Below are 12,752 nucleotides of genomic sequence, written 5' to 3'. Positions count from 1 at the left end.
ACCCGTTCGGCCTCATCGCAGGGCCCGGCCTCCCAGGCCGGGCCCTGCGGTGCTTCCGGGCGGTCCGGCGGCGTGCTGCCGCCCGATTTGGGAGGGTCTTGGCCTGTCCTTCGGGTGCTCTTGGCGTGCCCCGGGTCACATTGAGTGGGTGAACGCGCCGTCACGATTTCCCGTCTATCAGGTAGCCATAGAAGTATGAGGCGCACTTACCAGGACCAGGGGGTCTCGTGACCGTCGCTCAGCCGGACGTCACCGTGGTGATCGGGGCGTACGAGGCGATGCCGTACCTCGTCGAGTGCCTCGCGTCGGTCGAGGCGCAGACGCTCGCCCCCGAGCGCATCGAGGTCATCGCGGTCGACGACGGCTCCACCGACGGCACCGGCGCGTACCTGGAGGAGTTCGCCGCGCGCGTCCCCATGCCGGTCACCGTCATCCGCCAGGACAACTCCGGCGGTCCCAGCGGCCCGCGCAACGTCGGCCTGTCCAAGGCCACCGGGCGCTACGTGTTCTTCCTGGACGCCGACGACCGGCTCGGGCCCGAGGCCCTGGAGCGCATGGTCGCGATGGCCGACCGCAACGGCACGGACGTCGTGCTGGGCCGGGTCGAGGGCATCAACCGCAAGCCGCCCGGCTCGATGTGGGGCAAGACCCTCGACCGCACGGACGTCTACTCCTCCAACATCAAGTTCACGCTCAGTGCGCAGAAGCTGTTCCGCCGGGCGATGCTGGAGCGGTACTCCATGCGGTTCGACGAGTCGCTGTGGACCGGCGAGGACGCGGTGTTCACCATGGAGGCGTACCTGCGCGCCGACGGCGTCTCCGTGATCGCCGACTACACCTGCTACTACCTGGTGGGCCGCACCGACGGCAAGCACGTCACCAAGACCGGCGGCTACCTCAAGCGCTTCGACTCCGCGCGCGCCCTGATGGCCCTGATCGAGCGGCTGGTCCCGCCCGGCGCCAAGCGGGACGTGCTCATGGTCCGGCCCTTCCTGGTGACCCTGCTGCCCCAGTTCGGCCCGGTGTTCCTGCGGGACACCGAGGAGGTCCGCCGGCACAAGCTGGAGCTGGCCAAGCCGATGCTGGACGCCCACTGGAACGAGGGCGTGGCCCACCGCCTGAAGGTCGAGCAGCGGCTGCGGCTGCACCTGGTCGCCGCGGGGCGGCCCGACCTGCTCGACGAGGTCCTGGAGTTCCTCCGGGCCAAGAAGGAGCCGGAGCCGGTGCTGGAGAAGCGCGGCACCCGGCTCTACCTGGCCTACCCCCACTTCCGCTCCCGGGCGGCGGGCGTGCCCGACCGGATCTACCTCGCCGAGCCCCGCGAGGCCAAGGGGCACCCCGGCTGGCGCCAGGGCCCGACGACGTCGTTCACCCGCCGCGCGGCCCGCAAGCTGCGCCGCCTGCTGTCGCCGCGCCGGACGACCCCGCGCGGGGCGGCCGCGGCCTGAGCCGCGGCCGCGGACCGCGACGGCGGGCCGCCAGGACCGACCGCGACGACGCCGGCCGCTGCCTGCGGGTCAGTGCCCCACCGGCTCACCGGCTCACCGGCTCACCGGCTCACTGGTCCGAGCCGAGCGCGCGGCGCAGGCGGCCGCCCATCGCCCGGCGGGCGCGGCGGTAGACCGACGGAACCGGCTTGGCGGCGTTCACCAGGGCCTTCGCACCCGCCCGGCTCTTCGCCAGCTCGCGCTTGAGCTGCGCGTTGTGCGTGTCCAGCTCGGTGATGCGCTGCTGGAGCCAGCCGAAACGGGTGCTCAGCGAGGCGAGGTCGGTGTCGTTCCAGGGCCGCACGCCGGGCGGGAAGGACAGCGACCGCAGCTTCTTGTCGAACGCCTCACCGCCGTCGCCGTGGCTGAAGGTGTTCGGCAGGCCGTTCTTGTCCAGGAACGCCACGAAGCGGTCGAAGCGCTCCCGGTGGTTGCCGGTCAGCGGGCCGAAGTCGGCCTTCTCGTACAGCTCGGCCGGGTCGGTGTCGGGCGGCGTCTGGTCGAGCCGCTGGTGCGGGATCTCGAAGTAGCGGCACAGCTCCAGCGTGCGCGAGTCGAACGCCAGCACCGTCGCCGGCGTGCCCGCGAGCAGCGCGGCGATGTTGCCGTGGATGCGTGAGCCGAACGAGTAGTCGAACCCGCGCAGGTCCTCGATCCAGGTCGCCGGGTCCATGTAGACCCGGGCCTTGCCCTCGCGGTACATCGGGTGGTCGGGGTGGGTCGGCATCTCGGTGATGCGCCCGGCCGCGGAGTTCACGTCGCGCCAGTGCAGCTGCCGGGCGTCCTGGATGTTCTGGCCGATGTAGGTCAGGTCCGGGTAGCGCGCGTGGGCGCGCTCGACGATCCGGTGCAGGCCGCTGCGCATGGCGCTGTGCGAGCCGTTGACCGCGATCCGCGAGCCGGCGGTCAGCGCCGGGGCCTTCTTCTCGACCGGCAGTCTGTCGCCGTGCAGGAACATCGAGGGGCAGCCGATGACCTCGACGTCCTTGAAGCCCAGGCCGGTGAGGTACTGCTCGGTGAACTCGCCGCGCACCCCGATCGACGCGCTGCGCTCCAGCACCGCCGCGCAGAACGCGCGCACGGTGGGCTCCATGTCCTTCAGCCGGGCCGGGTCGTAGGTGACGCCCGCCTGGGCGCCCACCCCGAGGATGACGACGGGGATGCGCAGCTTGGATATCAGCCGTGTCAGCCGCCGCAGGGAGGGCTCGAACGACGGCCGGAACGCGTTGGCCAGCGGGATGACGAAGGCGTCGAACTCCTCGTTGATCCGTCCGGCCGCGGACACGTCGGTCCGCATGCCGTTGGAGACGACCTCGGTCTCCGGCGTGGTGAGGATCTTGTGCGCGGCGTCGCTGAAGATCAGATTGCCGGAGTTGGTGGCGATGACGTCGCGGTGGATGGCTTCCTCGACGGGGACGACGTCGAAGGGGCTCTTCCCCGATCTCAGGAGCAGGCGCTTCACAGGGCGAACAGTAGGAGACACAAACTTCAAAAGTAGTTTGTCTTCCCTTTAATTTCTATCTGAAACCAGTACAACCTTTTTGCCGTACGCGAACGGTGAGCAAACCGTCACGCACCGCAAGCGGCCCGGCACTGTCCGCTGCGTGGACCGCGGCGCGGTGGCACGGCCCCTTCGCGTAGATTTTCCGACGGGCGCACCCACGCCGGGCGCGCCGGGCGGCCGGGCGGTCCGGCGGCCGGACGAGGGGACAGTGGGCACAGTGGCAGGGGCACGGCAGGCCGTACATCAGGCGCGCAGGATCGTGGTCAAGGTCGGCTCCTCCTCGCTGACCACCGCCTCGGGCGGCCTCGACGCCGACCGGGTCGACGCGCTCGTGGACGTCCTCGCCAAGGTCCGCAGCGGCGGCGAGAAGGAGATCGTCCTGGTCTCCTCGGGTGCCATCGCCGCCGGCCTCGCCCCGCTCGGGCTGCGCCGCCGCCCCAAGGACCTCGCCCGCCAGCAGGCGGCCGCCAGCGTCGGCCAGGGCCTGCTCGTCGCCCGCTACACCGCCTCCTTCGCCCGCTACGGCGTCCGCGTCGGCCAGGTCCTGCTGACCAGCGACGACATGAGCCGTCGCGCCCACCACCGCAACGCCTCCCGCACGCTGGACAAGCTGCTCGCGATGGGCGCCTTCCCGATCGTCAACGAGAACGACACCGTCGCCACCGACGAGATCCGCTTCGGCGACAACGACCGCCTCGCCGCCCTCGTCGCCCACCTCGTCCACGCCGACCTGCTCGTCCTGCTGTCCGACGTCGACGGCGTCTACGACGGCGACCCCAGCAAGCCGGGCACCTCCCGGATCGCCGAGGTGCGCGGCCCCGAGGACCTCGCGCACGTCGAGATCGGCAGCGCGGGCAAGGCCGGCGTCGGCACCGGCGGCATGGTCACCAAGGTCGAGGCCGCCGGGATCGCCGCGGCGGCCGGCGTGCCCGTGGTGCTCACCAGCGCCGTCCACGCCGCCGAGGCCCTGACCGGCGGCGACACCGGCACCTACTTTCACCCCACCGGCAAGCGCTCCGCCGACCGGCTGCTGTGGCTCCAGCACGCCTCCACCCCGCAGGGCTCGCTCACCCTCGACGACGGCGCGGTCCGGGCGGTCGTCGAGCGGCGCACGTCGCTGCTCCCCGCGGGCATCGCCGCCGTCGACGGCGACTTCAGCGCCGGTGACCCGGTCGAGCTGCGCGACGGCGCCGGACGCGCGGTCGCCCGGGGGCTCGTCAACTTCGACGCCAAGGAGATCCCCCAGCTCATCGGCCGCTCCACCCACGACCTGGCCCGGGAGCTGGGCCCCGCCTACGAGCGCGAGGTCGTCCACCGCGACGACCTGGTCCTGCTGCGCCGACCGGCCGGCCAGGGGTAGCGCGCGGTCCGGCGGGGGACGGGTCGAACGGGCCCTTCGGGCGAGTCGAACGGCCCGTACCGGTGGGGGACGTTCCGTGAAACCGCCCCACGGAGCCCCGCGGCCTGCTCCACTTTGTCGTGAGGGACGTGTCTCGGGGACGCGCCCCGCACGAGCGCTGCGCATGCGTGAAGGAGGCCGTCGTGAGACGAGTGCGCCCTGGGGTGCCGGCGGCCCGTGGCGGCACGAGCGGCTCCGCACCGGGGCCGGTGCGGGAGGAGCGCACCTCGAACGGCTCCGCATCGCGGCCGTCGCGGGAGGAGCGCACCCTGACCAGCGTGGCCGCGGGCGACCGGTACGAGGAGCCGCAGGACCTGCCCCGGCTGTGGCACGTCACCCTCAGCGTCTCCGGCGAGGAGGTCCCGCTGGTGGACCTGCGCCGCGCCCTGGAACAGCTCGCCCACGACCACCCCTTCCTCCTGACCAGCCGCTACGCCGGCGACCACGCCGAGATCCGCTACTGGGAGGAGGCCCGCGACCTGCACGACGCCGCCGCCGTCGCCCTGCGGCTGTGGGGCGAGCACCGCCAGTCCGCCGGACTCCCGCCCTGGGAGATCGTCGGCCTGGAGGTCATCGACCGCGAGACCTACCACCAGCGCATCGCCGAGGGCTACGGCCCGCCGCCCGCGGCGCCGGTGGGCGTGCACCCCTTCTGAGCGACCTGGTGACGAGGACCTGGTCCCGAGAGACCTGGTGCTGAGGGACCTGGTGCTGAGGGACGGTGCTGAGCGACCTGGTGAAGAGCGCGGGGGAGTCGTCCCGGAGCCGTCTCGGGACGTGGAACACGCCGTGAACGCGTCCGCGCGGCGCACTACCCTTCCCTCATGACCACGCTCTCGCCGTACGACTCGATGTCCCCGGTCACCCAGGCCGCCTACCGGGCCAAGGCCGCCGCGGCCGACCTCGCGCCGCTGCCGCGTGCCGTCAAGGACGACGCCCTCCTCGCCATCGCGGACGCGCTGGAGGTCCGCACGAGCGAGATCGTCGAGGCCAACGCCAAGGACGTCGCCAAGGCCCGCGAGGCCGGCACCAGCGAGGCGATCGTCGACCGGCTCACCCTCACCCCGGAGCGGGTCCGCGCCATCGCCTCCGACGTGCGCGACGTGGTCTCCCTGCCCGACCCGGTCGGCGAGGTCGTCCGCGGCTCGACCCTGCCCAACGGCATCGACCTGCGCCAGGTCCGCGTGCCGCTCGGGGTCGTCGGCATCATCTACGAGGCCCGCCCGAACGTCACCGTGGACGCCGCCGCCCTCTGCCTGAAGTCCGGCAACGCCGTCCTGCTGCGCGGCTCCGCGTCCGCCTACGAGTCGAACACCGCCCTCGTCCGGGTGATCCGGGACGCCGTCGGCGGCGCCGGACTGCCCGCCGACGCCGTCCAGCTCGTGCCGGGGGAGAGCCGCGACAGCGTGCGCGAGCTGATGCGCGCCCGGGGCCTGGTCGACGTGCTGATCCCGCGCGGCGGTGCCTCCCTGATCCGGACCGTCGTGAACGAGTCCACCGTGCCCGTGATCGAGACCGGCACCGGCAACTGCCACGTCTACATCGACGCCCAGGCCGACCTCGACATGGCCGTCGACATCCTGATCAACTCCAAGGCCCACCGCGTCAGCGTCTGCAACGCCGCCGAGACCCTGCTGGTCCACCAGGACATCGCGCCCGAGTTCCTGCCGCGCGCCCTGGACGCCCTCGCCGACGCCGGGGTCACCGTGCACGCCGACGAGCGGGTCATGGCCTACGCCAAGGACTCCCGGGCCACCGTCGTCGAGGCCACCCCGGAGGACTGGGAGACCGAGTACCTCTCCTACGACATCGCCGCCGCCGTCGTGGACTCCCTCGACCGGGCCGTCGAGCACATCCGGCTGTGGACGTCCGGCCACACCGAGGCCATCGTCACCACCTCCCAGCAGGCGGCCCGCCGCTTCACCCAGCTGGTCGACTCCACCACCGTCGCGGTGAACGCCTCCACCCGCTTCACCGACGGCGGCCAGTTCGGCTTCGGCGCGGAGATCGGCATCTCCACGCAGAAGCTGCACGCCCGCGGCCCCATGGGCCTGCCCGAGCTGACCAGCACGAAGTACATCGTCACCGGCGACGGTCACATCCGCCGCTGAGCCGTGCAGCGGGGCGTGCGCGGCGGTCCGTGAGAGGCGTCTCACCGGACGGATAATCTCCGGACCGTCTGCCCAAAACGACCCCCCAGGTCTACGCTGGAGGCGTGCCGGAGGACGTGGGGGGCACGCCGTTCCCGGACGGCTGGGAGCCCGACGACGACCACGACCGCGGGGTGTCGGACGAAGAGTTCGCCTCCGTGGTCTTCGACGAGGACTTCGTACGGGCGGCCCCGGTGCACGAGCCGACCGCCGTCGAGCGCCTCCTTGCCGCCGCCCAGGCCAGAGCCGAGGCCGCCGAGGCCGAGACCCGCCGCGCCCGCAGCCGCGCCGACCGCTACGACGACGCCTTCGGCTCCGACGGACCCGGCGGACCGGGCGGTTTCGGCCACGATCCGGACCTCGACGACCTGGACGACGCCGACCTCCTCGACCATCCCCACGGCGCCTTCGGTCCCCACGGCAGACAGGTGGCCCGCTGGCACCGTCCCGTCGCCTGGATGCTCGCCCTGGTGATGGGCGTCGGAATGGTCGCGCTGGCCTTCGCCGCCGTCTACCGGGGTGCCTCCTCGGGCGACCGCGACCAGGCCCCGCCGCCCGCCACCACCGGCCTCGAACAGGGCAGCGGCGCCACCCCTTCGGCGGCCGCCGAATTCTCCCGTCCCCCCGTCTCGGCGGTCCCGCGCACCCCCTGAGTACGGCCGGAAAGGCACCTCCGGGCGGGTGAGGACCTGTCAGAAGTTGGCGCGCAGCCCGGCGTTTACCCGGGCTCCCCACGACCTACTCTCAAAGTATGGGCGGGCCTGGCGAGCCACCGGAGGGGACACCCGAGGGCGCTCCCGGAGGTGGCGAGGACGAGTACCGATCCGTCGTGTTCGACGAATCGTTCGTCCGTGCTGCCCGCCTCCAGGAGTTCTCCGCCGCGGAGCGGATGGCCGACCACGCGCCCGCCGTGCGCCGCCGCCCGCCCCTGCACCGCAGCCTGACCCGCCAGCTCCTCGCCCTGGTCGTCCTGATCGCCCTCGCCTTCGGCACCGCGATCTACCTGGGCGTCCGCCACCCCTACCCGAGCCCGGCCGCCCGGCAGCCCGTCGAGCCGCTGCGGATGACGGTCATCCCGCTCGCCCCGCAGATCGCCGTCCCCGGCGCGGCCGACACCGACACGCTGTACGCGCACAGCCCGGCCGCCCAGTTCCGCCTCGGCGCGGAGGGCATCACGCTGCCGGCCTCCCGGCGCACCGCCCACTTCTCCGACAGCCAGGTCGTCACCGCGCTGACCACGGCCAAGGACTACATCGTGCGGTCCTCGCTCTACCCGGAGGTGCTCACCGGGGAGCAGGCCCGCCCGGCCCGGGTACTGATCGACCCCGACCAGCTCGACCAGTTCGACGAGAGCTTCTCCCACCCGATGGCCGACGGACGGCACGCCCCGACCGGCTGGCTGGTCCGCTTCGACCCGGCCCGCGTCGAGCTCGCCGACCGCAGGATCCGCGTCCAGGGCACGCTCCAGGCCGCCGAGACGGACGCGGCCACCCTCGAGGTGACCGCCGACCACACCTTCGTCTACGCGCTGCGCCCCGCTGGCGCCGCCGACAAGGCCGCGGCCTCCCTGTTCACCGTCCGCCGCGAGCTGCACTTCCGCTTCGACCGCGAGGACCTGCGCCTGCACCAGACCCAGCTGATCGTCTCCTACGTGCAGGCCGGCCCCATGTCCTGCACCGACGACTCCACCCACCACCTGCGCCCGCTGCTGGCCGGCCAGACCGCCAGGACCGGCGGCCCGGCTGGCACGGACCCCTACGCCACCGGCAGCGCCACGGCCCTGTGCGGCACCCTGGCGACGAGCGCCCAGCCGAAGGTGTGAGGCAGGGCCGAAGGCGTGCGGCAGGCGTGCCCCCTCAGGGGCTCGGTGCCGCGTCCTTCCGAGGGCTCGGTGCCGCGTCCGCGCTCAGTCCTCGTCGCGCGGCGGCGCGTCGGCCGGCGGCTCGTCCGTCGTGGTCCCGTTCTTGGAGGTCCGGTCCTTCGGCGGCGCGGAAGCGAAGCCGCTGAAGCCGCGGCGGACCCGGCCGCCCAGGTCGCCCGCGCCGCCCGCGAGGTCGGTGACCAGCTTCATCAGCGGGTCCTTGGACGACTTCACGTGCGTGGCGTAGTGGTCGGCCGACTCCCGGAAGGAGTCCGTGACCGACGTGTCCTTGTCCTCGCTGCGCCGCGGGTAGTGCCCGTCCATGAGCCGCTGGTAGTCGCGGGACTCGGCCCACTTCTTCAGCTCGGCGGCCCGCACGGTCGTGAAGGGGTGCGAGCGCGGCAGGACGTTCAGGATCTTGAGCACCGAGTCGCGCAGGTCGCCCCCGGCCTCGTACTCCTCGGCCTGCTTCAGGAACGCGTCCACGTTCATCTCGTGCAGGTGGTTGCCGCCCGCGATCTTCATCAGGCCGCGCATCGACGCCCGCAGGTCCTGCCCGACGAGCAGGCCGGCCCGGTCCGCGGACAGCTCCGACTTGCGGAACCACTCCCGCAGCGCGGTCACGATCGCCATGATCGCGAGGTTGCCCAGCGGGATCCAGGCCACCTTCAGCGCCAGCGTGGTGAGGAACAGCAGGATCGTGCGGTACACCGAGTGGCCGGACAGCGCGTGCCCCACCTCGTGCCCGACGACCGCCCGCATCTCCTCCTCGTCGAGCAGCTCGACGAGCCCCGTGGTGACCACGATGATCGGCTCGTCCAGGCCGATGCACATGGCGTTCGGCTGCGGGTCCTGGGTCACGTACATCGGCGGGACCTTCTCCAGGTCCAGGATGTAGCAGGCGTCCCGCAGCATGTCGTTGAGGTGGGCGAACTGCTGGTCCGACACCCGCACCGAGTCGGACAGGAACAGCAGCCGCAGGCTCCGCTCCGGCAGCAGCCCGCTCAGCGCCTTGAACACCGTGTCGAAGCCGCTCAGCTTGCGCAGCGCGACCAGCGCGGACCGGTCGGCCGGGTGCTCGTACGCGCGGGAGGAGATCCCCGGGAACCGCCTGCGCTGCCTGCTCGGCACCTTCTCGTGCCCGCTCTGCTGGTGACCGTCGTCGGACATGTCTTCCCCCATGCGCGTGAGAATGGCCTTTGCGGACCCTTGTACGGCCCTTTGCGCCCCCGAAGCAGGGCCCAGCCTAGGCGGAGTTACGGTGGACGGGCACTACACCGAAGGAGTCCCGCCCCATGGAGCACCACCCCGCCGCCTGGCTCACCGAGGCCGCGACCGCAGCTCAGCAGCAGGGGTCGGGGAACCTGCTCAGGATCGTCCTCGTCGTGATGATCCTGGGCTGTGCGCTGACCGCGTGGTTCCTGCTGCGGGGCTACAAGCGGAAAGACGACTGAGCGCCGGCGAAGGTTCCCCTTCGGCGGAGTCGGGGTGATCGCCGCACGGGCCGCCGCATACGATGGGCCGACGTCTTTATCCCGCCCACACCGGATAGGTCCTGCCGAAGATGAGCTTCCACAGCACCGCAGCCCAGTTGGTCACCCTTGCCGCCGAGGGCGAGGAGCACGGCGGCAACCACGAGAGCCTGAGCCCCTACCTCACCGGTGGCAGCGCGTTCTTCATCCTGCTGCTCCTGCTGTGGATCACCACCCGCTTCAACCGCGACCGCTGAGGCGCCGCCGGCCCGCACCGGGGCGCTGCGGGCCTCCTCCCGCCGGAGCCCCCAGCTCGGGCCGGTAGGGTCTGCACGCATGGGAGAGCAGGACATGCCTACCGGCCCGTCGAATTCCGGCAAGCGCCGCCTCGGCGTGATGGGCGGAACGTTCGACCCGATCCACCACGGGCACCTGGTGGCGGCCAGCGAGGTCGCCGCCCAGTTCCACCTGGACGAGGTCGTCTTCGTGCCCACCGGCCAGCCCTGGCAGAAGAGCCACCGCGCGGTCTCCCCGGCCGAGGACCGCTACCTGATGACGGTCATCGCGACCGCCGAGAACCCCCAGTTCTCGGTGAGCCGCATCGACATCGACCGCGGCGGCCCCACGTACACCGTGGACACCCTGCGTGACCTGCGCTCCCTGAACCCGGACACGGACCTGTTCTTCATCACCGGCGCCGACGCGCTCGGCCAGATCCTCACCTGGCGCGACTCCGAGGAGCTGTTCTCCCTCGCGCACTTCATCGGCGTGACCCGCCCCGGGCACAACCTCGCCGACCCCGGTCTCCCGGAGGGCGGTGTCTCGCTCGTGGAGGTTCCCGCACTCGCCATCTCCTCCACGGACTGCCGTGCGAGAGTCGCCAAGGGCGACCCCGTCTGGTATCTGGTGCCCGACGGAGTCGTGCGCTACATCGACAAGCGCGAGCTGTACCGCGGCCAGTGAGCCGAGAGGGGTACCGGTGAACGACCGATACGACGCGGGGTACGGGGGCGACCAGTACGAGCTCGTGGGCTACGACGAGTTCGGCCAGCCGGTCTACCGACAGGTGCCGCCCCGTCAGGACCCGCCCCAGCAGGTCCCGCAGCAGCAGTCCTACGACCCGTACGCCCAGCAGCAGTCCTACGGCTACCACCAGCAGGACGGCCGGGGCGGCTACGACCGGCACGACGGCCAGGGCTACGTCCAGCAGGCAGGCCAGGGCTACGCCCAACAGACCGGGCAGGGCTACGGCTACGACCCCTACGGCACCGGCCAGCAGCCCCCCGCCCCCTCGTACGACCCGTACGACACGGGCCGGCAGGACCCCGCAGGCCACGACCCCTACGGCACCGCCCCGCAGCAGTCCGCGCCCACCCCGTACGACCCCTACGGGCAGGGCGCGACGAGCGGCCGGCAGCCCCGGGCCGAATCGCGGGTCGCCGAGCAGACCGCCTACATCCCGCAGCAGGCCGGTCCCGCCGCCGACGAGGACACCCAGCCGCCGCAGGACCAGGCCGAACCCCAACGGGAGTACCGCACCGAGCAGTTCGCCTTCGTCGAGGACCCCGACGCCGAGTCCGAGGACGTCATCGACTGGCTGAACTTCACCGAGAACCGCACCGAGCGCCGCGAGGAGGCCAAGCGCCGCGCCCGCAGCCGCCTCGTCGCCCTCGTCGTCGTCCTCGCGCTGGTCGCCGTCGGCGGTGTCGGCTACCTCTGGTACGCCGGGAAGCTGCCCGGACTGTCGTCCTCGGCCGGCAAGAAGACCGGCACCGGCACGGCCCCGGCCGCCCAGAAACGCGACGTGATCGTGGTCCACCTGCACGACACCTCGGGCGGCGGCACCGCCACGGCCCTGCTCGTCGACAACACCACCACCCGCCAGGGCACCACCGTCCTGCTGCCCAACTCCCTCGTGCTGACCGGCGACGACGGCACCACCACGACCCTCGCCAAGTCCGTCGACGACGACGGCTCCTCCGGCACCCGCGAGGCGCTGGACACCGTCCTCGGCACCGACATCCAGGGCACCTGGCGCCTGGACACGCCCTACCTGCAGAACCTCGTCGACCTCGTCGGCACCATCGAGATCGACACCGACACCGACGTCCCCGACCCGGCCGCCAAGAAGAAGGGCTCCGCCCCCCTCGTCCACAAGGGCGGCGACCAGACCCTCACCGGCAAGATGGCCGTCGCCTACGCCACCTACCGCGCCGAGGGCGAGGCCCAGAACGCCCAGCTGGAGCGGTTCGGCCAGGTCATGCAGGGCGTGCTGCGCAAGATCTCCTCGGACGCCCAGGCGGCGACGGTCACCGTGCAGACCCTGGCGCAGATCCTCGACCCCTCGCTCACCGACAAGGACCTCGGCACCTTCCTCGCGAAGCTCGCCGACCTCGCCAAGGGCGGCGACTACAAGACCGCCGTCCTCCCGGTGCAGGCCGACGGCACGCTGAGCGCCGAGGCCAGCGCCAGCGTGGTCAAGGACGTCCTCGGCGGCACCGCGAAGAGCCCCGACCAGGACGCCGCGGTCAGCGTCTCCGTGCAGAACGCCAGCGGCCGCAAGGCCGACACCGAGAACGCGCGCGTGGTGCTCCTCAACGGCGGCTTCACCTTCGTGGAGGCCGGCACGGCCGCCACGGACCGGGCCACCTCGACGGTGCTCTACGCGGACGCCGCCGACAAGGAGAACGCCACCGAGGTCGCCAAGACCCTGGGCCTGCCCGCCGGCGCCGTGACCAAGGGCACCGTCCCCGGCAACGCCGACGTCGCGGTCGTCCTCGGCAAGGACTACAAGCCCTCGTCGTCCTAGGACCTGCGGGGGACCGGGCGGCCGGGGTTCCGGCGGCCGGGGTGATCGCGTGGAAGGCGTGGGCGGTCAT

Annotated in this window: 12 protein-coding genes; 10 read left to right on the top strand and 2 right to left on the bottom strand. The window is 72.3% G+C overall.

Going from position 1 to position 12,752, the window contains the following annotated elements:
* Positions 1 to 227: 227 nt before the first annotated feature.
* Positions 228 to 1,448 (top strand): glycosyltransferase family 2 protein, encoded by a 1,221-nt coding sequence (locus E4U92_RS01140; RefSeq protein WP_137298334.1) that lies wholly within the window; start codon positions 228 to 230, stop codon positions 1,446 to 1,448.
* A gap of 109 nt (positions 1,449 to 1,557) precedes the next feature.
* Here the strand turns inward: E4U92_RS01140 and E4U92_RS01135 are convergent, their stop codons facing one another.
* Complete coding sequence (locus E4U92_RS01135; RefSeq protein WP_137298333.1) at positions 1,558 to 2,949, bottom strand: polysaccharide pyruvyl transferase family protein; 1,392 nt, start codon at positions 2,947 to 2,949, stop codon at positions 1,558 to 1,560.
* 259 nt (positions 2,950 to 3,208) lie between these two features.
* Here E4U92_RS01135 and proB point away from each other — a divergent pair, with 259 nt between their 5' ends.
* From proB to E4U92_RS01110, 5 genes are all read left to right on the top strand, one after another.
* Positions 3,209 to 4,351: a glutamate 5-kinase gene (proB, locus tag E4U92_RS01130; protein WP_137298332.1), complete on the top strand. Its 1,143-nt coding sequence runs from the start codon at positions 3,209 to 3,211 to the stop codon at positions 4,349 to 4,351.
* Positions 4,352 to 4,533: 182 nt separating this feature from the next.
* Entirely contained in the window at positions 4,534 to 5,046 is a 513-nt protein-coding gene (locus tag E4U92_RS01125; protein WP_137298331.1) for a hypothetical protein, read from the top strand.
* 168 nt (positions 5,047 to 5,214) lie between these two features.
* Positions 5,215 to 6,501: a glutamate-5-semialdehyde dehydrogenase gene (locus tag E4U92_RS01120; protein WP_137298330.1), complete on the top strand. Its 1,287-nt coding sequence runs from the start codon at positions 5,215 to 5,217 to the stop codon at positions 6,499 to 6,501.
* A 104-nt stretch (positions 6,502 to 6,605) separates the two neighbouring features.
* Positions 6,606 to 7,193: an SCO2584 family spore wall biosynthesis protein gene (locus E4U92_RS01115; protein WP_174863631.1), complete on the top strand. Its 588-nt coding sequence runs from the start codon at positions 6,606 to 6,608 to the stop codon at positions 7,191 to 7,193.
* Between the two features lie 98 nt (positions 7,194 to 7,291).
* On the top strand, positions 7,292 to 8,362 hold the full coding sequence (locus E4U92_RS01110) for an SCO2583 family membrane protein (RefSeq protein ID WP_137298328.1): 1,071 nt from the start codon (positions 7,292 to 7,294) through the stop codon (positions 8,360 to 8,362).
* A gap of 84 nt (positions 8,363 to 8,446) precedes the next feature.
* On the opposite strand, the gene E4U92_RS01105 is transcribed toward E4U92_RS01110, so the two are convergent.
* A complete protein-coding gene (locus E4U92_RS01105; RefSeq protein ID WP_137298327.1) occupies positions 8,447 to 9,571 on the bottom strand; it encodes a M48 family metallopeptidase in 1,125 nt (374 codons plus the stop codon).
* 125 nt (positions 9,572 to 9,696) lie between these two features.
* On the opposite strand from E4U92_RS01105, the gene E4U92_RS35755 reads away from it, so the two are divergent.
* The 4 genes from E4U92_RS35755 (at position 9,697) to E4U92_RS01095 (ending at position 12,682) form a co-directional block, all read left to right on the top strand.
* Positions 9,697 to 9,855, top strand: a complete 159-nt coding sequence (locus E4U92_RS35755) for a hypothetical protein (RefSeq protein WP_168372294.1) — start codon at positions 9,697 to 9,699, stop codon at positions 9,853 to 9,855.
* A 110-nt stretch (positions 9,856 to 9,965) separates the two neighbouring features.
* The gene (locus tag E4U92_RS35750) at positions 9,966 to 10,130 is read left to right on the top strand and encodes a hypothetical protein (RefSeq protein ID WP_168218103.1); all 165 of its coding nucleotides are present in this window, start codon (positions 9,966 to 9,968) and stop codon (positions 10,128 to 10,130) included.
* 79 nt (positions 10,131 to 10,209) lie between these two features.
* On the top strand, positions 10,210 to 10,836 hold the full coding sequence (gene nadD / locus E4U92_RS01100) for a nicotinate-nucleotide adenylyltransferase (RefSeq protein ID WP_137298326.1): 627 nt from the start codon (positions 10,210 to 10,212) through the stop codon (positions 10,834 to 10,836).
* A gap of 16 nt (positions 10,837 to 10,852) precedes the next feature.
* Entirely contained in the window at positions 10,853 to 12,682 is a 1,830-nt protein-coding gene (locus tag E4U92_RS01095) for an LCP family protein (protein WP_137298325.1), read from the top strand.
* The last annotated feature ends 70 nt before the right edge of the window (positions 12,683 to 12,752 follow it).

The organism is Streptomyces galbus, from assembly GCF_005280195.1.
Classification (GTDB): Bacteria; Actinomycetota; Actinomycetes; order Streptomycetales; family Streptomycetaceae; genus Streptomyces; species Streptomyces galbus.
The sequence above is the reverse complement of the archived record's forward strand: the minus strand, read 5'-3'. Positions and strand labels throughout refer to the sequence as shown.